The 23,817-nt window shown below is 73.8% G+C and carries 19 protein-coding genes and 1 pseudogene; 8 read left to right on the forward strand and 12 right to left on the reverse strand.

The window, feature by feature from the left end; genetic code table 11:
• Positions 1-92: 92 nt before the first annotated feature.
• Positions 93-536, forward strand: a pseudogene (locus ACIPLC_RS23325) (IS30 family transposase); the annotation flags it as partial.
• 74 nt (positions 537-610) lie between these two features.
• On the opposite strand, the gene efeU reads toward ACIPLC_RS23325, so the two are convergent.
• The 4 genes from efeU to ACIPLC_RS23345 all read right to left on the reverse strand — a co-directional run bounded on the left by efeU (position 611) and on the right by ACIPLC_RS23345 (position 5,006).
• Positions 611-1,444, reverse strand: a complete 834-nt coding sequence (gene efeU / locus ACIPLC_RS23330; protein WP_400474926.1) for an iron uptake transporter permease EfeU — start codon at positions 1,442-1,444, stop codon at positions 611-613.
• Positions 1,445-1,479: 35 nt separating this feature from the next.
• Positions 1,480-2,793, reverse strand: coding sequence for an iron uptake transporter deferrochelatase/peroxidase subunit (gene efeB, locus ACIPLC_RS23335; protein WP_400474927.1), 1,314 nt, complete (start codon positions 2,791-2,793; stop codon positions 1,480-1,482).
• 107 nt (positions 2,794-2,900) lie between these two features.
• Positions 2,901-4,049, reverse strand: a complete 1,149-nt coding sequence (gene efeO / locus ACIPLC_RS23340) for an iron uptake system protein EfeO (protein ID WP_400474928.1) — start codon at positions 4,047-4,049, stop codon at positions 2,901-2,903.
• A gap of 132 nt (positions 4,050-4,181) precedes the next feature.
• Entirely contained in the window at positions 4,182-5,006 is an 825-nt protein-coding gene (locus ACIPLC_RS23345) for an ABC transporter ATP-binding protein (protein WP_400474929.1), read from the reverse strand.
• A 205-nt stretch (positions 5,007-5,211) separates the two neighbouring features.
• Between ACIPLC_RS23345 and ACIPLC_RS23350 the strand changes: the two genes are divergently transcribed.
• On the forward strand, positions 5,212-7,323 hold the full coding sequence (locus tag ACIPLC_RS23350; RefSeq protein ID WP_400474930.1) for an amino acid adenylation domain-containing protein: 2,112 nt from the start codon (positions 5,212-5,214) through the stop codon (positions 7,321-7,323).
• 109 nt (positions 7,324-7,432) lie between these two features.
• Here ACIPLC_RS23350 and ACIPLC_RS23355 read toward each other — a convergent pair whose 3' ends face one another.
• Positions 7,433-8,761 carry a hypothetical protein gene (locus tag ACIPLC_RS23355; RefSeq protein ID WP_400474931.1) on the reverse strand — a complete coding sequence of 443 codons (1,329 nt, stop codon included), beginning with the start codon at positions 8,759-8,761 and terminating at the stop codon, positions 7,433-7,435.
• Positions 8,762-8,963: 202 nt separating this feature from the next.
• Between ACIPLC_RS23355 and ACIPLC_RS23360 the strand changes: the two genes are divergently transcribed.
• Complete coding sequence (locus tag ACIPLC_RS23360) at positions 8,964-10,559, forward strand: M4 family metallopeptidase (protein WP_400474932.1); 1,596 nt, start codon at positions 8,964-8,966, stop codon at positions 10,557-10,559.
• 74 nt (positions 10,560-10,633) lie between these two features.
• Here ACIPLC_RS23360 and ACIPLC_RS23365 read toward each other — a convergent pair whose 3' ends face one another.
• Together ACIPLC_RS23365 and ACIPLC_RS23370 are read right to left on the reverse strand one after the other, a co-directional pair.
• Positions 10,634-13,657 carry an FAD-binding and (Fe-S)-binding domain-containing protein gene (locus ACIPLC_RS23365; protein ID WP_400474933.1) on the reverse strand — a complete coding sequence of 1,008 codons (3,024 nt, stop codon included), beginning with the start codon at positions 13,655-13,657 and terminating at the stop codon, positions 10,634-10,636.
• 37 nt (positions 13,658-13,694) lie between these two features.
• Complete coding sequence (locus ACIPLC_RS23370; RefSeq protein ID WP_400474934.1) at positions 13,695-14,861, reverse strand: pyridoxal-phosphate-dependent aminotransferase family protein; 1,167 nt, start codon at positions 14,859-14,861, stop codon at positions 13,695-13,697.
• A gap of 98 nt (positions 14,862-14,959) precedes the next feature.
• On the opposite strand from ACIPLC_RS23370, the gene ACIPLC_RS23375 reads away from it, so the two are divergent.
• Together ACIPLC_RS23375 and ACIPLC_RS23380 are read left to right on the forward strand one after the other, a co-directional pair.
• The gene (locus ACIPLC_RS23375) at positions 14,960-15,706 is read left to right on the forward strand and encodes an IclR family transcriptional regulator (RefSeq protein WP_400474935.1); all 747 of its coding nucleotides are present in this window, start codon (positions 14,960-14,962) and stop codon (positions 15,704-15,706) included.
• Positions 15,707-15,940: 234 nt separating this feature from the next.
• Positions 15,941-17,536 carry an L-lactate permease gene (locus tag ACIPLC_RS23380; protein WP_400474936.1) on the forward strand — a complete coding sequence of 532 codons (1,596 nt, stop codon included), beginning with the start codon at positions 15,941-15,943 and terminating at the stop codon, positions 17,534-17,536.
• 96 nt (positions 17,537-17,632) lie between these two features.
• Here ACIPLC_RS23380 and ACIPLC_RS23385 read toward each other — a convergent pair whose 3' ends face one another.
• The 5 genes from ACIPLC_RS23385 to ACIPLC_RS23405 all read right to left on the reverse strand — a co-directional run bounded on the left by ACIPLC_RS23385 (position 17,633) and on the right by ACIPLC_RS23405 (position 21,274).
• Complete coding sequence (locus ACIPLC_RS23385) at positions 17,633-18,601, reverse strand: D-2-hydroxyacid dehydrogenase family protein (protein ID WP_400474937.1); 969 nt, start codon at positions 18,599-18,601, stop codon at positions 17,633-17,635.
• Between the two features lie 314 nt (positions 18,602-18,915).
• The gene (locus ACIPLC_RS23390) at positions 18,916-19,662 is read right to left on the reverse strand and encodes a rhomboid family intramembrane serine protease (RefSeq protein WP_400474938.1); all 747 of its coding nucleotides are present in this window, start codon (positions 19,660-19,662) and stop codon (positions 18,916-18,918) included.
• A gap of 187 nt (positions 19,663-19,849) precedes the next feature.
• Positions 19,850-20,020 (reverse strand): hypothetical protein, encoded by a 171-nt coding sequence (locus ACIPLC_RS23395; RefSeq protein ID WP_400474939.1) that lies wholly within the window; start codon positions 20,018-20,020, stop codon positions 19,850-19,852.
• Positions 20,017-20,208, reverse strand: coding sequence for a hypothetical protein (locus ACIPLC_RS23400; RefSeq protein WP_400474940.1), 192 nt, complete (start codon positions 20,206-20,208; stop codon positions 20,017-20,019). The genes ACIPLC_RS23395 and ACIPLC_RS23400 overlap by 4 nt, the downstream gene beginning before the upstream one ends.
• A gap of 46 nt (positions 20,209-20,254) precedes the next feature.
• On the reverse strand, positions 20,255-21,274 hold the full coding sequence (locus ACIPLC_RS23405; RefSeq protein ID WP_400474941.1) for a DUF5937 family protein: 1,020 nt from the start codon (positions 21,272-21,274) through the stop codon (positions 20,255-20,257).
• An 82-nt stretch (positions 21,275-21,356) separates the two neighbouring features.
• Here ACIPLC_RS23405 and ACIPLC_RS23410 point away from each other — a divergent pair, with 82 nt between their 5' ends.
• From ACIPLC_RS23410 to ACIPLC_RS23420, 3 genes are all read left to right on the forward strand, one after another.
• On the forward strand, positions 21,357-22,298 hold the full coding sequence (locus tag ACIPLC_RS23410; RefSeq protein ID WP_400474942.1) for an aldo/keto reductase: 942 nt from the start codon (positions 21,357-21,359) through the stop codon (positions 22,296-22,298).
• A gap of 147 nt (positions 22,299-22,445) precedes the next feature.
• Positions 22,446-23,084 (forward strand): histidine phosphatase family protein, encoded by a 639-nt coding sequence (locus ACIPLC_RS23415; RefSeq protein WP_400474943.1) that lies wholly within the window; start codon positions 22,446-22,448, stop codon positions 23,082-23,084.
• A gap of 44 nt (positions 23,085-23,128) precedes the next feature.
• Positions 23,129-23,722 (forward strand): TetR/AcrR family transcriptional regulator, encoded by a 594-nt coding sequence (locus tag ACIPLC_RS23420; RefSeq protein ID WP_400474944.1) that lies wholly within the window; start codon positions 23,129-23,131, stop codon positions 23,720-23,722.
• Positions 23,723-23,817: the final 95 nt, after the last annotated feature.

The following is a 23,817-nucleotide window of genomic DNA, read 5'->3' on the forward strand; positions in this document are numbered from 1 at the left end:
GCCCATGGGGCTTGCTTGAGCCGTGTGCGGTGAACAGCTGCTTGCACGGTTCTGAGGGGGGTGCGGCGCAGTAATGCGCCGCACCTACCCGACTGATCGTCGGCCCCCGCAGCGAGAGCGCGATCGTCACCCTGGTCGAACGCTCCACCCGCTACGTCATGCTCGGGCATCTGCCCGGCGGGCACACCGCCGAGGAGGTCCGCGACGTGCTGGTGCCGCTGATCCAGACCCTGCCCGAGCACCTGCGCGGCTCGCTGACCTGGGACCAGGGCTGCGAGATGGCCGCGCACAAGCAGTTCACCGTGGCCACGGGAGTGCCTGTCTACTTCTGCGATCCGCACTCCCCTTGGCAGCGCGGGTCGAACGAGAACACCAACGGCCTGCTGCGGCAGTACTTCCCCAAGGGCACCGACCTCTCCGTCCACAGTCCCGAGGACCTCGAACACGTCGCCCAGCAACTCAACGGCCGCCCACGCAAAACGCTCGGCTGGAGAACTCCAGCCGAGCGTCTGCGTGATCTACTGACAACCGCATAGGCCATCAGGTGTTGCGAGGACTCCTAGAGACCGCCGGTGCCGGACGGGGCGGGGCGGTTCGCCGAACGGAGGGGTCAGGCGGCCGGCTTGGCGGCGACGGGCTTCGCCTTGCTCCCGAACAGGCCGAAGAAGACGGCGAGGGTCGGCACCAGGTAGAGCAGCCAGACCACGAGCTGCAGCACCGTCGGGTCCGGCTGGAAGTTGAACACGCCCTTGAGCAGGGTGCCGTACCAGCTGTCCTTGGGGATGGTGCTGCTGATGTCGAAGGCCACGCTGTGCAGGCCGGGCAGCCAGCCGGCCTCCTGGAGGTCGTGCACGCCGTAGGCGAGCACGCCGGCCGCGACGACCACCAGCATCGCGCCGGTCCAGGTGAAGAACTTGGCCAGGTTGATCTTCAGCGCGCCGCGGTAGAACAGCCAGCCGAGCACCACCGAGGTGAACAGGCCCAGCGCGGCGCCGATCAGCGGGTTGTAGCCGTCGTTGGTGGCCTGCACCGCCGACCAGATGAACAGCGCGGTCTCCAGGCCCTCGCGGCCGACCGCCAGGAAGCAGGTGACCACCAGGGCCGTGGTGCCCATGGCGATGGCCGCGTCCAGCTTGCCGTGCAGTTCGGTCTTCAGGTGCCGGGCGGTGCGGCGCATCCAGAACACCATCCAGGTGACCAGCCCGACCGAGATGATCGACAGCGAGCCGCCCAGCGCCTCCTGGGCCTCGAAGGTGAGCTGGGAGGAGCCGAACTGCAGCACGGCGCCGAACGCCATGCTGAGCACCACGGCGGAGGCGACGCCGATCCACACCGGCGGCAGTTTGTCCCTGCGGCCGGTCTTGACCAGGTAGGCGATCAGGATGCAGACGACCAGGCTGGCTTCGAGGCCTTCGCGCAGGCCGATCAGGTAGTTGCCGAACACGGCACTCTCCTCGGGGGGTTGAACGGGGCGGGGGATCAGCCGAAGAGCGCTTGGCCCCACCACTCCCCGGGCTTGCGGACGCCTGCCGGGCAGGCGAAGTGGGCGGAACCGACGTGCTGGATGTACTCGTTGAGCTTGTCGCCGGCCGCGAGCCGCTGCTGGAGCGGCACGAAGGCCTTGCGGGTGTCGCGCTGGTAGGCGAGGAAGAACAGGCCGGCGTCCAGGCGGCCGAGGCCGTCGGTGCCGTCGGTGAAGGAGAAGCCGCGGCGCAGGATCATCAGGCCGTTGTTGGCGTCCGGGTGGGCCAGGGCGACGTGCGAGCCGGCGGGCATCGCCTTGAGGTCCGGCGCGTCGTGCTCCTTGGCCTTGCCGTAGGGAGCGCCCTCGCCCTTGGTCCGGCCGAAGGTGTCCTCCTGGTCCTTGAGCGAGGCGCGGTCCCAGGTCTCGATGTGCATCCGGATCCGCCGGGCGACCAGGTAGGAGCCGCCGGTCATCCACTCGGGGCCGTCGCCGGGGGCGGCCCAGACGTGCTCGGCCAGCCCGGCGCCGTCGGTGCCCGCGATGTTGTGGGTGCCGTCCTTGAAGCCGAGCAGGTTGCGCGGGGTCTGGGCGTCCGGGGTGGTGGAGGAGGTCTTGCCGAAGCCGAGCTGGGACCAGCGGATGTTGACGGTGCCCATGCCGATCCGGGCCAGGTTGCGGATCGCGTGCACGGCGACCTGCGGGTCGTCGGCGCAGGCCTGGACGCAGAGGTCGCCGCCGCTGCGCAGCGGGTCGAGCTTGTCGCCCTTGAAGTTCGGCAGGTCGATCAGGGCCTCGGGGCGCTTGGCCCGGAGGCCGAAGCGGTCGACGCCGTCCTGGTCGAACAGGGTGGGGCCGAAGCCGATGGTGAGGGTGAGCCGGGAGGCGGGCAGGCCGAGGGCCTCGCCGGTGTCGTCCGGCGGCGCCTCGGGCAGGCCGTCGGCGGCGCCGGTGCCGACCTCGCGGCCGCCGGTCATCGCGGCGGCGGCCTTGGTCCACTCCTTGAGCATCTTGACCAGCGACTCGCGGGTGGCCTTCTCGGAGACGTCGAAGGCGGCGAAGTGCAGGCGGTCCTGGACCGGGGTGGCGATGCCGGACTGGTTCTCGCCGTAGAAGGGCACCTCGGCGCCGGTCTGGGCGGCCGGGGCCGGGGCGGGGTCGTCCTGCCGGGTGGCCGCGGCGACCGAGCCGACGGCGGCGGCGCCGAGCGCGACGCCCGCGCCGGCCCAGCCGATCACGGCCCGTCGGCTGACGGCGCCCCCGGGGGCGGCGGCCGGCGCGTTCTCGGTCCCGGCGGCGTGGTCTGCGTCGTGCGCGTTCTCGGCGTCCATCGGCGGGCGGATCCTTCTCTGTGCTGACTCGCCGATGCCGTGGCGGCCGCTTCGGGCCGCCACGGCGTCGGTGGGGTGGGGACGGTGCTCGGGTGGGACCGCGCTCGTTACTTGACGACCACGGCGGCGGCCAGCTTCGACAGCGGCTCGCCCAGCGAGTTGACCGCGTCGGAGAAGGTCTTGCGCTCGGCCTCGGTGACCTTGTCGTAGGAGGTGAAGGTGCCGTCGGCCTGCTTGAACTTGGCGAGCAGGGCCTGGATCGCGGTGAACTCGGAGTCCAGCGTCTTGGCCAGCTCCGGGTCCTTCTCGGCGGCGACCGGCTTCAGCAGCTCGTAGGCCTTCTGCGCACCCTCGACGTTGGCCTGGAAGTCGGCCAGGTCGGTGTGGCTGTAGCGGTCCTCCTCGCCGGTGATCTTGTTGGTGGCGACCTCGTCCAGCAGCTCCTTGGCGCCGTTGGCCATGCTGGTCGCGGTGATCTCGGCCTCGGGGATCTTCTTCTGCCAGTCCTTGAGGTCGTTGACCAGCTGGTCGGCGAGCTTCTTCTCGTCGTCGCCGATCCTGGCGTCGGCCCAGAGCGACTTCTCCAGCTTGTGCCAGCCGGTCCACTCCTGGCCGGCCTCCAGCTTGTCCTCGCGGGTGTCGGTCTTGGGGTCGACGTCGCCGAAGCTCTCGGCGACCGGCTCGGTGCGCTCCCAGCCGGTGCGCGACGGCGCGTACAGCGACTTGGCCTTCTCCACGTCACCGGCCTTGATCGCGGCGGCGAAGGCCTCGACGGCCGGGATGGTGGCGTCGGCCTGCTGCTGGGCGTACGTGCGGTAGGCGTCGACGGCGGCGGCCAGGCGCGGGTCGGCGGCGGCGGTGCTGGCGCCCTCGCCGGTCACGGTGATCTTCTGGCGGATGCCGTCGCCGACCATGCCGGGCTTGCAGGCGATCTCGTAGGAGCCGGCCTTGATCTCGGCGTTGATGCTGGCCTTGGTACCGGGGCCGATGTTCTCGCGCTCGGTGATGATCTTGTCGCCGGCGCCGTAGACGTAGACCTCGGTGGTCTTGGCGCCCTTGTTGCTGATGTCCAGGACGACGTGGCCGGCCGGGAAGCTGGTCCTGGAGACCTCGCAGGCGGTGTCGGTGGCGTTGATCTTGACCGCGTCGGCGCCGCCCGCCTTGTCGTCCTTCTTCTCCGCGCAGCCCGCCAGGGTGGCGGTCGCCACGGCGAGGGTGAGCAGCGCGGCTGCGGTGGAACGGCGGCGGGCGGACATGGGGGCTCCAACGGAAAAGGGCATGGGTGTGCCGGGTCAGGGTCAAGCACCGACCAGGCCGGCGCCACCTTTTTAGCTAAGGCATACCTTACGTAAGAATTCTTTACCGTCTACACCCGCCCCCTGGGTCCGTCAGCGCCCGGGCGTACGGCGTGCGGCCGCGCGGGCCGTCCACCGGCCCTCGTGGCGGCTGATCCGGATCGGGTGGCCGAAGGTCACGCTGATCAGCTCGGTGGTCATCACCTCGTCCACCGGCCCGGCCGCCACGCACTCCCCGTCGCGCAGCAGCAGGGCGTGGGTGGTGCTCTCCGGCAGCTCCTCCAGGTGGTGGGTGACCAGCACGCTGGCCAGCTCCGGGTGCTGGTGGCGCAGCAGGTCCAGGCTGTCCAGCAGCAGTTCGCGGGCGGTCAGGTCCAGCCCGGTGGCGGGCTCGTCGAGCAGCAGCAGGCGGGGGCTCGGCATCAGCGCGCGGGCGATCAGGGCCCGGCCGCGCTCGCCCTGGGACAGGGTGGTCCACGCCGACTCGGCGATCGCGCCCATGCCGAGCGTCTCGATCAGCTGCTCGGCCCGCTCCAGCACCTCGGGGCCGGGCTTGCGGTGCCACTCCGGCTCGATGGTGTTGGTGTGCCCGGTGAGCACCACCTCGCGCACGCTCAGCGGCGAGCGCAGCGGGTGCCGGGGGTTGACGTGCCCCAGGTGGGCGCGCAGCTCGCGGATGTCCACCCGGCCGAGCCGGCGGCCGAGCACGTCCACCTCGCCCCGGGTGGGGTGGGAGACCGCGCCGAGCAGGGCGAGCAGGGTCGACTTCCCGGCGCCGTTGGGCCCCAGCAGCGCCCAGTGCTCGCCCGGCTCGATGGCGAGGGTGATCCCGCGCAGCAGGTGGCGGCCGTCGCGCACGACGTCCACGTCCCGGGTGCGCAGCAGCGGGCCGTCGAAGGGCGGAACGGACGAGCTCATGGGGGCGGACCTCCGAAGTGCGGCACCGGACAGGGTACGGGCGTGGCGCCGTACCGGACGGGCCGGCGCCGACCGTCCGCGTGCAGAGTACAACCGTCGCCGCGGGCGGGGCCGGGCCGTCCGAGGAGTGGACGCTCCAGGACCCTGTCGCCCGGCGGGAGTTGGGAGGATGATCGGGGGATTCGGAGGGAACGGGGGAGCGCCGATGCCGACCGACGGGGAAGCGACCGAGGGGCGGGCGGCCGAAACGCTGCACGGCCTGGTCGGACTGCGGGCCGGACAGGCGCCGCAGGCGGTGGCCGTCCGCTGCGGCGATGCCGAGCTGACGTACGGGGAGCTGGACGCGCGGGCCGACGCCCTGGCCCGCCGCCTGGCGGCGCACGGACTGGCCCCGGGCGGCCGGGCGGCGGTGGCGCTGGGCCGGGGCACGCAGGTGTACGTCGCGCTGCTCGCGGTGCTGAAGGCGGGCGCCGCGTACGTGCCGCTGGAGCCGAGCGCGCCGGACGCGCTGCTGCGGCACGTCCTGACCGACGCCGCCCCGGACCTGGTGGTGACCGAGGAGAGCCACCGGGTGCGGCTCGCCGACGCGGGCCCGGCACGGATCGTCTGCCTGGACACGGTCGACCTCACCGGACGGCCGGCCGACCCGCCGAAGACGCCCACCGGCCCGGAGGACCTCGCCTGCGTCCTCTACACCTCCGGCTCCACCGGCCTGCCCACCGGCACCCTGGTCGAGCACCGCAACCTGCTGTCCGCGTACCGGGGTTGGCGCGAGGTGTACGACCTCTCCCCGGCGGACCGGATCCTGCAGACGTCGAGCCTGGAGTTCGACGTCTTCACCGCCGACTGGGTCCGCGCGCTGGGCACCGGCGCCACCCTGGTGGTCGCCCCGCGCAACCTCACCCTGGACCGCACCACCGACGTCGCCGACCTGCCCGCCCTGGTGGCCGTCGAGCGGATCACCGTCCTGGAGCTCAACGCCCGCCTCGCCCGCCGGCTGGCCGCCCACCTCGCCCGGACCGGCCAGGCCCTGCCCGGCGTGCGGCTGCTCACCGTCGGCGCCGAGAAGTGGTACCTGGACGAGCAGTTGGGCCTCCAGCGGCTGCTCGGCGACGGGACCAGGGTGCTCAACGTGTACGGCCTGGCCGAGGCGGCCGTGGACAGCACCTACTTCGACGCGATGGGCACGGCGGCCACCGAGGACGGCGAGCGGGTCTCCCTGATCGGCCGGCCCTTCCCCGGCACCCGGGTGTACGTGGTCGGCCCGAACGGCACCCCGGTGGCGCCGGGGCGGGCCGGCGAGATCGCGATCGCCGGCGGCGGCCTCGGCCGGGGCTACCTCGACCGGGCCGACGACACCCACCACCGGTTCGTCCGCGCGGACTTCGATCCGGACGGCCGGGTGCTGCTGACCGGGGACATCGGCCGGCTCCGGGACGACGGCGTGCTGGAGTTCCTCGGCCGCGCCGCGCACGTGGTCGGGCCGGTCGCCGTCGCCCGCAGGGCCGCGGTGGTCTCCCGGGTCGCGGCGGCGGCCCAGGCCGAGGGCCGGCTGCGCGCCCACCCGGCGGTCCGGGAGGCGGCCGTGGTGGAGCTGGAGCTGCGGCCGGGCCTGCGCAGGCTGGTCGGGTACGCGGTGACCGCGCCGGACGCGGACGGGGCGGACGGCTGGTCGCTCTCCCAGTACCTGGCGGCCCAACTGCCGGACGGCGGCGCGCCCGAGGCCGTCGTCCCGGTGCCGGAGCTGCCGCGCACCCGGGCCGGCAAGCTGGACCGCGCCGCGCTTCCGCTGCCCGCCCCGCCGGAGCACACCGCCGCCGGATCGGCGAAGGCGGGGTCGCGCGCGGGGAAGGGCGGCGGCGGCAAGGCCGGGGGCGGGCGCGGCAGCGCGTCGGACCCGACGGGCTGCCTGGCGGTCCTCTGCGTGGTGCTCGTCGCGTTCTTCGCCTGGATCAGCACCGACACCTTCTACCCCGGCGCGACGGACCTCTCGGTGGTGCCCGGCTCGTACCACGGCTGGTTCCAGGTGCTCTACCTGTGCGAGAACCTCGCCTTCGGCGCCGGGGTGGCCTTCCTCCTCTTCGGCTTCCCGGCGGTGCTGCGGCAGGGGCGGTCGTTCAGGCTGTCCCTGCTCACCTACCTCTCGGTGGTGTGGCTGCTGGCCTCCTGGTGGCCGCAGGACAACCTCTACCGGCTCACCGACGCCACCGACTGGCCGCGCGAGACGGCGCTGGTGTTCACCTTCAACGTGCCGCTGATGGCGGCCGCGCTGGTGGTGCTGACCTTCCTGCTCCGGCGGCCGACCGCGCGGCGGTGACGACTGCTCGGCGGTGACGGCTACTCGGCGGTGACGGCTGCCCGGCGGTGACGACCGCTCGACACTGACGGCCGCGAGACGGTGACGACCGCTCGACACTGACGGCCGGTCAGCGCAATGCCTCGAACATCCCGGCCAGCCCGTGGTGCGCCGCCACGAGCAACGCCTGCGCGGCGTCCAGCGCCTCGGCGTTCGTCCCGGCGAGGGCGAGGCCGACGGCGGGCTCCGGGTCGCGGCCCGCCGTCGGGATCAGCGGCAGCAGGGTGACGCCGAGCCGGGCGCAGCGCGGCCGCAGCCGGTCGAGGTGGTCGTGCAGCGCGCCGGGGGCGAGCCGGGCGCCGAGCGGCATCGCGTCCAGGGTGCGGACCAGGTGGCCCGGGCCCCGCACCTGGTCGAGGCGGGCCCGCAGCATGAAGGCCACGGCCGGGCCGGTGAGCCGCAGGTTGATCTCGGTGGGGGCGAGCCGGCGCTGCCGGTCGGTGACGAAGTCCACGTCGTACCAACCGCGGTAGCCCTCGGCGGCCAGCCGCTCCCCCACCGCGAGGGCGAACCGGCGGGCGGTCCCGGCGGCGCCCCGGGCCACCGCGTCGGGGCCGACGGTGACGCCCTGGTAGCGGGTGCCGGCCACGTGCATGTCGCCGGCGCCCACCGGGTGGACGGCTCCGTCCGGGCCGACCAGCGCGTCGTAGGTGAGGTCGCGCAGCCGGGCGGCCGGGCCCGGGTCGATGTGCTCCTCCAGCAGCAGGCCGCCCTGGCCCGGCAGGAGTTCGGAGCGGACCAGGCGCCGCAGCAGGGCCCGGCCGCCGCCGGCGGCGAACAGGTCGGCCGGCTCCACCACGACGGTGCCGTAGCCGCCGACGCCGTGCGGGCTCTTCAGCACGGTGGTCAGCCCCCGGGCGGCGCGGGCGGTCAGCCGGCGGGCCGCCCGGCCCCGGCCGTCGGGGCGCTCCTGGCGGGGGACGACGACGCCGGGGTGGTCGGGGGCGAGTTCGGCGAACAGGTCGTGGGCCGCCGCCTTGGACTCGTAGCGGTGCACCGCGGCCAGTTCGGGGCCCTCGCCCTGCGCGGCGGTGCGGCCCCAGGCGACCACCGGCCGGCCGAGGGCGGCGATCCGCGCGGCCAGGGCCGGCCGCTCGGCGAGCGCCCGGGCCACCGTCCGCTCGGGCGCGACGCCGCCGTGCACCTCGACCGGGCCCCACTCCAAGTCCCGGGCCAGCCAGTCGGTCCACTCGGGGCCGACTTCGGCGGGCAGCACCAGCAGCGCCGGTTCGGGGCTGTAGCAGGTGGCCAGGCAGGCGTAGTGGTGCGCCTGCCGCAGCCGGCGGGCGCGCTGGTCGGCGTCCATGCCCGGGGCGAAGAACTGCTCGTTGAAGTCCGCGACGTTGCCCACGTGGACCGCCGCCTGCCCGCCGGTCCAGGCCCCCACCCATCCGTCCATGAGCGCGAGCCTAGGGCCTCGTCGCGCCGTGCGTCGGAACACGATCGAACAGGTACAGAACGGGTGTTGATTTCTGCTCACTTTTGATTTGAACAGGACACAACTTGGCAAAGATATGACCATTCCCCTAGCTCTACCTGACTGATCGCCGTCAATGTCGGTCGCAGCTCTTTTCCCTGCAGCTACCCCGACTGGAGTCCGAGTGAGCCCCACCTCCTCCTCCCGCCGCCCCCTCGCGGCCGGAGCCATCGCGGTCGTCGCCGCCCTCGTCGCCGTCGCCGTCCCCACCGGCACGGCGTCCGCCGCCCCCGGCATGCGCGAGGCCGCGATATCCCAGGCCCGCGCCAACGTCGCCCGCAACGCGGGGGTGTTCGGCTTCGGCGCCGGCCAGGACCTCGTGGTCAAGGACGTCGTCCTCGACGCCGACGGCACCCAGCACGTCCGCTTCGACCGCACCTACCAGGGCCTGCCGGTGGTCGGCGGTGACCTGGTCGTCCACCAGGACGCCCGCGGCCGGCTCAAGGACTCCTCCCGCGCGGCCGCGCACGACGCCGCCGTCGGGTCCACCGTCCCGAAGGTGCCCGCACAGGCCGGCGCCTCCGCCGCGCTCACGGCCGCCCCCGGCGTCCAGGACGCCACCAGCACGCCCGAACTGGTCGTCTGGGCCGCCGACGGCACGCCCCGGCTCGCCTGGCGCACCACCGTCGAGGGCACCGGCGAGCACGGCCAGCCGGCCGGCAAGGTGGTCGTCACCGACGCCACCACCGGCGAGCAGATCGAGACCTACGACGCCGAGCACCAGGCCTCCGGCACCGGCCACTCCGAGTACACCGGCGACATCACGATCGACACCACCGCCCAGAGCGGCGGCGGCTACACCCTCAAGGACCCGGTCCGCGGCCACGTCACCAAGGACGCCAACAACGTCGCGGCGAGCGCGCTCAAGGCCGGCTCCGGCACCGCGTTCACCAGCGCCACCAACGTCTGGGGCGACGGGAAGAAGTTCTCCACCGACCGCTCCACCGCCGCCGTCGACGCCCACGCCAACACCGCCTGGACGTACGACTACTACAAGAACACCTTCGGCCGGAACGGCATCAAGAACGACGGCAAGGGCGCCACCGTCTTCGTCCACGTCGGCACCAACTGGGACAACGCCCAGTGGTCCGACAGCTGCTTCTGCATGATGACCGGCGACGGCGACGGCAGCACCGACCCCGAGCAGGTCGACCTCGACACCATGGGCCACGAGATGACCCACGGCGTCACCAGCGCCACCGCCAACCTGCGCTACAGCGGCGAGTCCGGCGGCCTCAACGAGTCCACCAGCGACATCTTCGGAACCATGGTGGAGTGGTACGCCAACAACAAGGTCGACACCCCCGACTACCTGTTCAGCGACCAGTCCACCCCGCCGTGGCTGCGCCGCTTCGACAAGCCCTCGCTCGACGGCCAGTCGGCGGACTGCTGGAGCAGCTCGGTCGGCAAGCTCGACGTGCACAACTCCTCGGGCGTCGGCAACCACTGGTTCTACCTGGCCAGCGAGGGCAGCGGCAGCAAGACCATCAACGGCTACACCTACAACAGCCCCACCTGCAACAGCTCCACGGTGGCCGGCATCGGCAACCAGAAGATCGCCAAGATCTGGTACCGCGCGCTGACCGTCTACATGACCTCCACCACCACCTACAAGGGTGCCCGCACCGCGTCCCTCAGCGCGGCCAAGGACCTGTACGGCCTCAACAGCACCGAGTACAAGGCCGTCGCGGCGGCCTGGAGCGGCGTCAACGTCAACTGACGCGCACGGTGCGGCGCGGCGGCCCGGACGACCCGGGCCGCCGCACCCCCGGACCCCGCGCCCCCGGACCCCGCTCAGCCGGGCGGGGCGGGTGCGGTCCCGGTCAGCAGGGCCTCGCGGACGAGTTGGACGGGGTGCCAGGCGTGGCGCTCCGTCCCGTGGAAGATCTGCTGGCGGCAGGACGCGCCGGTGGCGACGATCACGGTGTCCTCGGGTTCGGCGTTGACGGCGGGGAAGAGCCGGTCGTTCCCCACCGTCATGGACACCTCGTAGTGCTCGCTCTCGAAACCGAAGGAGCCCGCCATCCCGCAGCAGCCGGCGTCCAGTTCGACCACCTCGACGCCGGGGATCCGGTTCAGCAGGGCGATGGTGGCGGCCGTACCGACCTCGGCCTTCTGGTGGCAGTGGCCGTGGTAGAGCAGTCGGCGACCGGCCGGCCAGGCGTCGGGGCTCAACCGGAGGCGTCCGGCGTCGATCGCCTCGGTGAGGAGTTCCTCCACCTGCCGGACCCGGCCCGCGAGATCCCTGACCACCGGGTCGTCCGGGTGCAGGGCCAGGTGTTCGTCCCGCAGCGTCATCAGGCAGGACGGCTCGCAGCCGGTGACCGGTGAGTCCGGGGCCGCCGTCGCGGCGATGGCGTGGGCGAGGCCGGCCGACTGCCGCTTGGCATCGTCCAGCAGTCCCTTGGACAGACTCGCGCGACCGCAGCAGCCCTGCGCCGCCAGCCGGACCCGCCAGCCGGCCAGCTCCAGCAGTTCGACGGCGGCGCGGCCGATGGCCGGCTCGGTGTAGGTGGTGAAGGAGTCGGCCAGGAAGGTCACCTCACCGAGGGGGGCCGACGGGGCCGCGCCCTCGTGCTGCCGGAACCACCGCAGCAGGTTGTCCCGCGCGAAGGCCGGCAGCGGCCTGGCACCGGTGATGCCCAACCTCCGTTCCAGCAGTCGGCGGACGAGCCGGCTGCGCCCCGGGAGGTTGGAGAGCGGCGCGGTGGCCGAGCCGAGCCGGTTGAGCAGCCGGATGGCGCCGAACACCCGGGACCTGAGCGGGACCCCGTGCAGGTCGTGGTGGTGGGAGAGGGTCTCGGCCTTGAGCGTGGCCATGTCGACGCCGAGCGGGCACTCGCTCTTGCACGCCTTGCACATCAGGCAGAGGTCGAGGATCCCGTGCAGGCGCTCGTCTCCCAGGGCCTGCCGGGGGTCCGGCTCGGAGAGCGCCTTCACCAGGGCGTTGGCGCGGCCGCGGGTGGAGTGCTCCTCCTCCCGGGTGGCCATGTAGGAGGGGCACATCGTGCCGGTGGCGCTCTTGCGGCACAGCCCGATGTTCATGCACCGGTCGGCCGCCCCGCGCATGCCGCCGAGGACCTCGAAGGCGAGCCGGGTGCGCAGTTCGGGCGCGGGCGGCAGGGCCCGGTCCCGCAGGTGGTCCGTCATCGCGGGGGCGTCGACGATCTTGCCGGGATTGAAGAGGTTCCGGGGGTCGAAGAGCCGCTTCGTACCGCGCATCGCCTCGTAGAGGTCCCGCCCGAAGAGCAGCGGATTGAACTCGCTGCGGGCCAGGCCGTCGCCGTGCTCGCTGGAGTTGACACCGCCGTACTCGGTGACCAGGTCCCGGATCTCCTCCGCGACCGCCCGCATGGTCGTCACCTGGGCGGGGTCGGTCAGGTCCACGAAGGGGCGGATGTGCAGGCAGCCGACCGAGCAGTGCCCGTAGAAGCCGGCCGACAGGCCGTGCCGGTCCAGCACCTCCTGGAAGCGGCGGGTGTAGTCGACGAGGTGGACCGGGTCGACGGCGGTGTCCTCGACGAAGGCGAGCGGGCGGCGGGTGCCCTCGCCGGCGGCCATCAGCAGGCCGAGGCCGGCCGAGCGGACCTTGAGCAGGGCCTCCTGCTGCTTCGCGGTCACCGCGTGCAGGGTGTGGTAGCCGTGGCCGTGCCGGGCCCACCGGGCGGTGAGCCGCTGGAGCCGGCCGCGCAGTTCGCCCTCGTCGTCCCCGCTGAAGCTGACGAACAGCAGGGCCCCGGGATCGCCCGCCAGGATGCCGCCGAGCGGGGCGTACTCGATCTTCCGCCGGGAGAGTTCGAGGATCGTCCGGTCCATCAGCTCCACCGCGGCGGGTTCGCAGGCGAGGGCGTCCGCGGTCGCGTCGACGGCCCCGGCGACGGAGGTGAAGTGGCCGACGGCGATGACCGTGTGCGCGGGCCTGGGCACCAGGTCGACCAGGGCCCTGGTGGCGATGACGAGGGTGCCCTCCGAGCCGACGACGAACTTCGCGAGGTCGAAGGGGGCGTCCACCGCGCCCTCCGCGCCCTCAGCGCCCTCGCGGACGAGCCGTTCCAGGCGGTACCCGCCGGAGCGGCGCCAGAACTCCGGTGTTCCCTCGGCGATGGCCCGGGCGTTGGCCCGGACGATCCGCGGGAGTTCGCGGTAGACGGCGCCTTCGAGGGTCGGCAGGGCGGCCCGGCGGCGGTGCTCCGCCGCGTCGACCGGGGCGAGGTGGGCCCGGCTGGCGTCGGAGAGCACGACGTCGAGCTCCCGGACGTGGTCGATGGTCATCCCGTGGCGCAGCGACCCGCTGCCGCCCGAGTTGTTGCCGATCATGCCACCGATGGTGGCCCGGTTGGCGGTGGAGGTGTCGGGGCCGAACACCAGGCCCGACGGCGCCGCCGCGCGGTTCAGTTGGGCCTGGACGACGCCGGGTTCCACCAGGGCGGTGCGGGCCTCGGGGTCCAGTTCCACGATGCGGTTCAGGTGGCGGGACAGGTCCAGGACCAGCCCGGGCCCCACGGTCTGCCCCGCCAGGCTGGTGCCCGCGCCGCGCGGCACCAGCGGTACGCCGTGTTCGGCCGCCGCGGCGACCGCGGCCTGGACGTCGTCGGCGTGCCGGGGCAGGACCACGCCGACCGGGGTGATCGCGTACATGCTCGCGTCCCGGGAGTACAGGTGCCGGGTGTAGTCGTCGAAGCGGACCTCGCCGTCGAGGTCGCGGCGGAGCCGGTGCTCCAGCGCGCGGGTGTCGCCGTCAGGGGTGCCGCTCTCGGGTCGGGCGGCGCGCTCGGGGCCGCGGCCGGCCGTCGAGGCGTCGGAACTGCTCGCTGTCATGTCCGGTTGACTCCTGTGTCTGGGGGTGCCGGGGCGTTCACGGACGGCGGAGCACGTCGAGCGCCGCACCGAGGCCGGCCGGGTCGATCGGCACCCCGGCGAGTTCCAGGCCCAGCTGCACCCCGGCGAGGGTGCCGATGAGGGTCAGGTCGTTGAGGTGGCCGAGGTGGCCGATCCGGAAGACCCGGCCGGCGAGCCTGCCCAGACCGGCGCCGAGCGACATGTCGAAGCGCTCCAGGACGAGTTCGCGGAACCGGTCGGCGTCGTGGCCCTCGGGCAGCAGGACGGCGGTGAGCGAGCCGGAGTACTCGCGTTCGTCCGCGCACAGGACCTCCAGGCCCCAGCCGTGGACGGCGGCCCGGGTGGCGGCGGCGTGCCGGGCGTGCCGGGCGTGGACGTTGCCGTGCCCCTCGGCGTCGAGGATCCGCAGGGCCTCGTCCAGGCCGTAGAGCAGGTTGATGGCGGGGGTGTAGGGGAAGGAACCGTTCCTGTTCGCCTCGATGACCGGCGCCCAGCTCCAGAACGACCTGGGCAGCCCGGCGGTGCGCGAAGCGACCAGCGCCTTGCGGCTGACCGCGTTGAACCCCAGCCCGGGCGGCAGCATCAGGCCCTTCTGCGAGCCGGACACCGTGACGTCGACGCCCCACTCGTCGTGGCGGTAGTCGAGGCAGCCGAGCGAGGACACCGCGTCGACCAGCAGCAGCGCCGGGTGGCCCGCCTCGTCCAGGGCCCGGCGCAGTTCCGCGATCCGGCTGGTCACGCCGGTGGAGGTCTCGTTGTGGACGACGCACACCGCCTTGATCGTCCGGTCGGTGTCCTCGGCGAGTCGCTGCGCGAGCACCGCGGGATCGGCACCGTGGCGCCAGTCACCGGGCACCAGGTCCACCTGGAGGCCGAGGGCCTGGGCCATCTCCTGCCAGAGCGTGGCGAACTGCCCGGTCTCGAAGCAGAGCACCCGGTCGCCGGAGCTGAGGGTGTTGACCAGGGCGGCCTCCCAGGCACCGGTCCCCGAGGCGGGGTAGATCACGACCGGGCCCGAGGTGCCGAACACCGGCCCGATCGACTTGAGCAGACGGAGCGTCAGTGCCGCGAACTCGGGCCCCCGGTGGTCGATCGTGGGCCCCGCGATCGCCCGCAGCACGGAGTCGGGAACGTTGGTGGGGCCCGGGATCTGGAGGAAGTGGCGGCCGGTACGGAAGGACATACGCGTCGAACCCCCTTAAGGGTTGTGCCGTCTGACGGCACGTCGTATCGTGGAGCGGCATAGTGGAGCGTAGGCGCCACCTTCGAAGGGGGTCAAGGATGCAGAACGTGCTCAACGCGCTGCGGGTACTGGAGGAGGTCGCCGCGCGCCAGCCGATCGGCGTCGCGGAGCTGGCGCGGGCCATGGACCTACCGAAGAGCTCCGTGCAGCGGGCGCTGCTCACCCTGCACACGGCGGGGTGGCTGCGCCAGGCCGGCGGGGCACCCACCCGGTGGCTGGTCACCGCCAAGGCGCTGCAGGTCGGCCGGCAGGCCACCGGTGAACTGGGCCTGCGCGACGCCGCCGTACCGGTGATGGAGGAACTGCGCCGGCAGACCGGCGAAACGGTCCACCTGGCCGTGCCGGAGGGCGGCCGGGTGATCCTGGTGGAGCGGCTGGAGACCAGCCAGCCGGTGCGGATCGTCCTTCCGCTCGGGCAGGACCTGCCCGCCCACGCCTCCGCCAACGGCAAGGCGGTGCTCGCCGCGAGCCCCGCCGAGGCGCTGGAGAGCCATCTCGCCGAGGGGCTGGCCCGGTACACCGACACGACGATCGTCGAACCACGGCGGCTGCTGGACGAGTTGGCGGAGGTCCGGCGCCGGGGCTACGCGACCAACAGCGGCGAGTGGCGCTCCGACGTCTCGGCGGTCGCCGCGGCGGTCATCGGGGGCCTCTGGCTGCCGGTCGCGAGCATCAGCGTCAACGTCCCCGCCAGCCGGGCCACCGACGAGTCGCGGGCGGAGCACGGAGCCCTGGTCAGCGCGGCGGCGAAGCGGCTCGGCGTCGTGCTCGGAGCGCGCGGGTGACGGCGAACTCGACCCACTCGAAGCCTCCTTGACGGTGCGTCAGGGCCGGTACTCCCGATCCGGAGCCCGCGCCCCGACCCCTTGACGGCGGTATCGGCGCATCCCATGCTTGGCGCCTGATGGAACTCGGGTTCCATGATGCGAAAACGTGCGTGCGCCGATCGTCCGTACCCGGGTGGATCGAGCGTTCTCGCCGTCGCGGTCATCGCCGACTGGAGAAAGCGAGACCCACCCGTGTATCGCCAAGTCCCAGACCCGCTCGGACACCCCGCTCTCGCCGCCCTGCTCGCGGCGACCCCCCTCCTCGTCCTCCTGGTCCTGCTCGGCCTGGTGCGCCTGAAGTCGCACTGGGCGGCCCTCGCCGGGCTCGCCACCGCCTTCCTGATCGCCACCGCCGGCTACGGCATGCCGCTCGGCCAGGCCGCCGACGGCGCACTGGAGGGAGCCGCCTTCGGACTGTTCCCGATCGTGTGGATCATCCTCGGCGCGGTGTGGATCAACCGCCTCCAACGCGCCTCCGGACACTTCGACGTCATCGGAAGGACCTTCTCGTCCCTCTCCGGCGACGTCCGGATCCAGGCCGTGCTGATCGCCTTCTGCTTCGGGGCGATGATCGAGTCCCTCTCGGGATTCGGCACCCCCATCGCGGTCACCTCGCTCATCCTGCTCGGCCTGGGGCTGGACCCCCTGAAGGCCGCCGCCGTCGCGGCCTTCGCCAACACGGCGCCGGCGGCCTTCGGCTCGGTGGGCAACCCGATCCAGACCCTGGCCAAGGTCACCTCCCTCCCCGGGGCCGACCTCGGCGCCATGGTCGGCCGCCAGTCCGCCGTCATCGCGGCCCTGGTGCCGTTCGTCCTGCTGCTCCTCCTCGACGGACGCCGGGGGCTCCGGGAGGTGTGGCCGGTGGCCCTGGCCGCCGGAACCGGCTTCGCCGTCGGCCAGTTCCTCTGCTCGAACTACCTCACCTACCAACTCACCGACCTGGTGGCCTCGCTCACCTCGCTCGCCTCGGTCATCGTGCTGCTCAGGGTCCGAGCGCGACGGCACGGCCCCGCCGCCGAAACGGGGCCCCGCGTGGAGCGCGCCCCCCGCCGGGACACCCTGCTGGCCTTCCTCCCGTACGCGATCATCACGGCGCTGTTCGCCCTGGTGTCCTACGGCGGGCCCGTCGCCGGCTTCGTGAAGGACCAGGACGTCGCCTTCCCCTGGCCCGGCCTCCACGTGACCAGCCCGAGCGGCCGACCCGTGGCGGTCACCACCTTCGACTTCGGCTGGCTCGGCGCGGCCGGGACCCTGCTCCTCGCCACCGGCGTCCTGACCGCGCTCATCCTGCGGGTGCCGGTACGGCGGGCACTGCGCTGTTACCTGGACGCGCTGCACCAGATCCGCTGGGCGGCCCTGACCATCGCCTGCGTCCTCGCCCTCTCCTACCTGATGAACCTCTCCGGGATGGCCGTCTCCATCGGCACCTGGCTGGCGGGCCTCGGCGGTGCCTTCGCCCTGTTCTCCGGCTTCACCGGCTGGTTCGGCGTGGCCCTCACCGGATCCGACACCTCCTCCAACGCGCTCTTCGGTGCGATGCAGGTCTCCGCCGCCCAGCACATCGGGCTGTCCCCCCTCCTGGCCGCCGCGACCACCAGCACCGGCGGCGTCCAGGGCAAGGCCGTCGCGATGCAGAACCTGGTCATCGCCGCCAGCGCGGTCGGGACGTACGGGCGGGAGGGGGAGGTCCTCCGCAAGATCATCGGCTGGAGCCTGGCCGTCCTGGCCGTCCTCTGCCTCCTCGCCTGGCTCCAGTCCACCCCGGTCCTCGGCTGGATGGTGCCGTGAACGAGCCGAGCCGGGCTGCCGCGCCGGCGGCCCGGTCGACGCGGCGGCCCGGCTCGACGCGGCGGCCCGGCTCGGCGAATCGGCCCAGCCCGGGGGTCAGCCCAGTCGGCGGATCGGCTCGCCGGCCAGGTAGGCCGCGATGTCCTCGACCGCCTCGCCGTAGTAGCGGCGGTAGTTGTCGCGCGACACGTACCCCAGATGCGGGGTGGCCAGCAGCCGGGGCGCGGTGCGCAGCGGGTGGTCGGCGGGCAGCGGCTCGACGTCGAAGACGTCCACCGCGGCGCCCGCGATCCGGCCCCCGGTGAGCGCGGCCAGCAGCGCGTCCTGGTCGACGATCGCCGCCCGGGAGGTGTTCACCAGGTACGCCTCGGGCTTCATCAGGGCGAGTTCGGCCGCGCCGAGCAGCCCCCGGGTGCGCTCGCCCAAGGCGAGGTGGATCGAGACGAAGTCGGCGCCGCTCAGCACTTCCTCCTTGTCGGCGGCCCGGCGCACGCCGACCTCGGCGGCCCGCTCGTCCGTGAGGTTCTGACTCCAGGCCACCACGTCCATGCCGAAGGCCAGCCCGATCCGGGCGACCGGGCCGCCGATCCTCCCCAGGCCCAGCAGCCCGAGCACCCGCCCGTGCAGGTCGGCGCCGACGGTGCTCTGCCAGGGACCGCCCTCGCGCAGCGCCGCGCTCTCCGGCACGATGCCGCGGGCCAGGCCGAGCAGCAGCGCCCAGGTCAGCTCGACCGGCGGGGTGGAGGAGCTGGTCGTCCCGCAGACCGTCACGCCGTGCGCCTCGGCGGCCGCGTAGTCGATCACCGAGTTCCGCATGCCCGAGGCGACCAGCAGCCTGAGCCTCGGCAGCCGGGCGAACAGCGAGGCCGGGAACGGCACCCGCTCGCGCAGGGTCACGACGAAGTCGAAGTCGGCCAGCGCGGCGGCGAGTTCGTCCTCCGACCCGAAGTGCTCGGAGAAGGCGGTCACCGCCACCCGCTCGGAGACCGGGGACCAGTCGACGATGCTGGTGGCGACGCCCTGGAAGTCGTCGAGGACGGCGCAGCGAAGGGTCGGAAGTGTCATACCCGCACTCTCCCAGACCGCCGTCGGCGCCCGGCGTGCCAGGCCCCGGTCCGACCTGGGGGTCTGCGAGATTGGCTCCGGGGGATCACCAGCACCGGAGCACCCGGAGGGCGGCCTGCCGACCTCCTTCGCGCTCACGGCCGCCGTCACCACCGGGGCGGGCGTGGCGATCCACACCTACCGGCCGACCGGGCGGGCCACGTTCGGGGACAGGTCGGTCCAGGAAGGTTAGGGCGTGCCCGGCAGATATCGGCGGATCAGCACACGGCGTCGGGCGCCCCGCAGGATCCGCCGGACAGGCCCGAGGCCCCCCGTCACGCCGCGGCGGGCTGCCGGCTCGGCCTGGTCCTCGTCCCGGCGGCGAGCGCCAGTCCGAGCAGGCAGCCCGCCACCAGGCCGGCGCCGTGGTTGTTCCGCAGCGCGCACAGGACCAGACCGGCCGCGGGGATGAGCAGCAGGTACCAGGTGCCCTTGAACGCCAGCCCCAGGGCGCTCCCGCGCAGCAGGCAGGTGACGGCCAGCGCGCCGAGCAGGCCGCAGACGGCCACGGAGTCGCCGCCGCCGCGCGGCGCCCAACCGGCCAGGCTGACCACATGGGCGAGGACGCCGCTGACGAGGAAGACGGCCAGGGTCCGCCACCACCCGAGGACCGACTCGGCGACGGCGCCGACCACGAGCAGGGCCGGCAGGTTCATCGCGATCTGCGTGATCCCGGAGGACTGCACCAGCAGGGCCGTGCCCGCCCGCCACCACTGCCCGTCGGACAGCGCTCCCGGCTGCCGCATCAGATCCTCGACCAGGGCGGGCACGGCGTACTGGAGCACGGCCATCACCGCCATCACCGCGAACAGCGTGACGGTGGCCCGGGGCCGCCGCGCCAGGGCGGCCCGGACCACGGCGAGCACCTCGCCCGGCCCGGCGCCCGCCGGGGCGCCGGCTCCCGGGCCGGCTGCGGAGCCGACTCCCTGACCGACGTTGGAGCCGGCCAGTACCAGCGCCTGAAGTCCCACGCTGACCACCACGGCGGCGCTCGCGTACAACCCGATCTCGTGCGGCGACATCGCCGACCCCCCGTTCACCCGACCCTGGGCGCTCCCGCCCGTCGACGCGCCCCATCATCCCGGCCGGGCGGGGCCCCGGACCAGGGAGGGTGATCATGGACTCGGCATGACGGTTGTCACAGTCCCGCCAGGTCCGCCGCCGCGGCGCTCCTGCGGCCGCCGTGGTGGACGGTCAGGAGGTGGGCGGTCAGGACCTCGTCGCCGGCCGGCCTCCGCGCCGCTCCGGGGCCCGCAGGCCGTAGCCGTCCCCGGTCCGGTCGATCCACGGCGGCTCGCCGAGCTTGAACCGCAGGATGGTCATCGGCACGTCCAGCTCGCGCCGGTGAGGCCAGAAACCCCAGATCCGCTCGATGATCACCAGGGAGTCGTGCCCCCGCCCAGTTCGATCAGGGCGCGCAGCACCCGGGCGTCCTGGCGGGTGAGCTGGACCGCGCGGCCGTCCAGGGTGACGATCCGGGTGTCCAGGTCGAGCACCAGGCCGCCGTCGAACGCGGTCAGCGCGCCCTGGGGCTCCGCCACGATGCCCTCCCAGTCCATGCCGGGCATGCCTACCGATCCGTCCCGGACGGCGGCCAGGCCGCGCCCGGGCGCCTCAAGCGCCCTGCGCGCCGCCCGTCGGCCGCAGCAGCGGCGCCAGCAGCGCCTCCGCCGAGGCCGTCCGGGCGTAGAGCACCGAACGCCCGACGCGGTGGGCGCTGACCAGCCGGGCGTCCCGCAGCGCCGTCAGGTACTGGGAGACGGCCGACGGCGACAGCCCGGTGCGGCGGGCGAGTTCGGTGGTGGAGGCGGGAGCGGCGAGTTCGGTCAACAGCAGGGTGCGGGAGCGGCCGAGGACGGCGGCGAGCGCCGCCGTACCGGCCGAGGGGGCGGCGGCGGTGGCCCACAGGGTGCCGATCCCCCGGGCCGGGTAGGCGAGTTGCGGCGGATCCGGCGGGGCGAGCCGGCTGAACAACGCCGGGCCGGTGAAGGCGGACGGGATCAGCAACAGGCCCGCCCCGGCCGTCCGGCGCGACAGCGGGCGCGACCGGCGGCGCAGCCGCAGGGTGTCCTCCGTCCAGCACAGTTCGGCGTGCAGGTCGTTCAGGGCCCGGGCCGCGCCGTGCTCGGCGACCTGCCGGGCCCGGTACAGCACGTCCGCGTCCAGGACGGCGCGGATCCGCGCCCAGTACGGGGCGAGCGCGAGGTCCCAGTACGCCTCGATGGCCTCGGTGAGCCGGGCGAGGCCGGCCGCCGGGTCCGCGTACAGGGCGCGCAGCCGGGGGCCGAGCCCGCCCCGGCCGTCCCGCATCCGGTCGAGGTCACGGCGCACCCGCTCGGCGGGGGTGGCCCGGATCGCGGCCAGTTCGCCCGCCAGGGTCGGGGCGGGCCCGGCCGGGGCGGGGTTGACGAAGTCGGGCACGTAGCCGGTGGGCGGGACGAGTTCGGCCAGCCAGCCGTGGCCCGGCCCGGCGGCGGCCAGCCTGGGGCGCACCTGCTCCACCCACGGCCGGTGGACGGCGTGCGCGAGCCCCGAGTGCAGCAGGCGCAGGCTCGGGCCCACCTCCCACATCGGCGAGACCGCGAAGCGCATCCGCGCCAGGTCACCCGCCGTGAACAGCAGCTCCGCCGCCAACTCCGCCCCCGGTGGGTTCCCGTGGATTCGCACATCTTCGAATCGCTGGCGGTCAGGGTAGTGCAGTGGCGATCATGACGGCATGACATCCGACACCACCCCCGCCCCCACCGCCCCCACCGCTGCCACCTCCGTCACCGCTGCCGCCGCCGGCAGTTGGACGCTCGGCGACCGCACCGTCCACCGGATCGGCTTCGGCACGATGCGCCTGCCGCAGACCGGCCGGGCGCTCGTCCCCGCCGCCGTACCGCGCGACCGCGAGCAGGCCGTCCGGGTGCTGCGGCGCGCCGTCGAACTGGGCGTCAACCACCTCGACACCGCCGCCTTCTACTTCTCCCCGCTGCGCTCCGCCAACGAGCTGATCAACCGGGCGCTCGCGCCGTACGCCGACGACCTGGTGATCGCCACCAAGGTCGGCCCGGGCCGCGGGCTCGACGGCGAGTGGGTGGAGCACGCCCGCACCCCGGAGCGGCTGCGCGGCCACGTCGAGGAGAACCTGCGCCAACTCGGCCGCGACCACCTCGACCTGGTGAACCTGCGGATCGTCGGCACCGACTCGATCGCCGAACGCTTCGGCGCCCTCGCCGAGTTGCGGCAGGCCGGGCTGATCCGCCACCTCGGCCTCTCCAACATCCACCCGCACCAGCTCGCCGAGGCGCAGGCCGTCGCGCCCGTCGTGTGCGTGCAGAACCCGTACGGCATCGGCGCCTCGCCCGAACAGGACGCCGTGCTGCGGCTCTGCGGCGAGCAGGGCATCGCCTTCGTCCCGTTCTACGCGATCGCCGGCGCCGGGCGGGAGTCCGGCACGGGCGGCGCCGAACCGGCCCAGGTCCGGGCGGTGGCGCAGGCGCGCGGGGTCAGCCCGGCCCAGGTCCGCCTCGCCTGGACGCTCCACCAGGGCCCGCACGTCCTGGCCATCCCCGGCACCGGAGACCTGGCGCACCTGGAGGACAACATCGCCGCCGGGGCGCTGCGCCTCTCGCCGGAGGAGCTGGCGCTGCTGGCCGAGGCCCACACGGGCTGATCCGGAACCGGCAGGGCCGCGACGGCGTCACTCCGGGACGAGCGCACGGTCACCAGCGAGCACGAGAGCACGGTCACCAGCGAGCGCGAGAGCACGGTCACCAGCGAGCGCGAGAGCACGAAAGCACGAGCGAAGGAGTCCCGAAGCATGGCCGAGTCCGCCACCCGCTACCTCTACCTGACCCGCCACGGCGAGGCCGCGCCGGACGGCAGCGGGCTCACGGCCGACGGACGCCGGCAGGCCGTCCTGCTCGGACGGCGGCTGGCCGATCGCCCGATCGCCGCGGTGCACCACGGGCCGCTGCCCCGGGCCGCGCAGAGCGCGCGGCTGATCGCCGAGCAGTTGGGCGGCGGGCGGTCGGCTGCGCCGGGTCCGACGGTCTGCGAGGAGGCGGGCGACTACCTCCCGCACGTCCCGGAGCGGCATGAACTCCTGGCCGACAGCGCCGACTACCTGCTGGACTTCCTCGCCGAGCCCACGGCGGAGGAGCGCACCCACGGCCAGGAGCTGGCGCGCCGGGCCGTTCAGCGGTTCACCGGTCCGGTGGCGGGCGGCGAGGACCGGCACGAACTGGTCGTCACCCACGCGTTCCTGATCGGCTGGCTGGTCCGGCACGCCCTGGACGCCCCGGCCTGGCGCTGGCTCGGCCTCAACTCCTGCAATGCGGCGCTGACCGTCATCCGCTACACACCCGGCCGACCGTCCGCCGTGCTGCTCCACAACGACATGCGCCACCTGCCCGACGAGTTGTGCTGGACCGGATTCCCACCCGAGGCGCGGTGCTGAGGCCTCGTCGACAGGAATATGCAGACCGGTCTATTGTTTTCCGCATGGGAGTCAAGGGTGAGGAGACCCGGGCCCGGCTGATCGCCGGCACCCGGACGCTGATCGAGGCACAGGGCTACTTCGGGACCGGCCTCAACCAGATCGTGGCCGCGACGGGCGCACCGCGCGGCTCGCTCTACTTCCACTTCCCCGAGGGCAAGGACCAACTGGTCGCCGCCTCCCTCGTCCAGGCCGGGCAGGAGGTCGAGGACCTGCTCGCCGCGCTGGCCGCCGAGGGCGCCGACGGCGGAGCGCTCGCCGAGCGGCTCGCCGAGGTCTTCGCCGAGCGGCTGGCGCGCTCCGACTACACCAAGGGCTGTCCGATCGCGATCGTCGCCCTGGAGGTCGCCGGCACCAACGAGCCGCTGCGCGCCGTCTGCGCGGAGGTGTACGGGAGCTGGCAGCGCGTGCTGGCCGACCGTCTGGAGGCCGGGGGCTTCCAGCCGGCCGAGGCCGCGACGGCGGCCGGGCAGGCGCTGGCCCTGATGGAGGGCGCGGTCCTGATCGCGTCGGTCCGGCGCAGCCGCGAACCGCTGGACCACGCGCTGCACGCCGTCCGCCACCTGCTCGACGCCAAGCCGGCCGCCCGCACCGCGTAGGGCTTCGCGGGGCGGGACCGCCGCCAGCCTCACCCGTCCGCCCCTCAGCACTGGACCGCCTGGCCGGCCGCCGCCAGCCGCGGCCCGTGCCGGGC

The sequence above is a fragment of the Kitasatospora sp. NPDC086801 genome (assembly GCF_044745805.1).
GTDB lineage: Bacteria > Actinomycetota > Actinomycetes > Streptomycetales > Streptomycetaceae > Kitasatospora.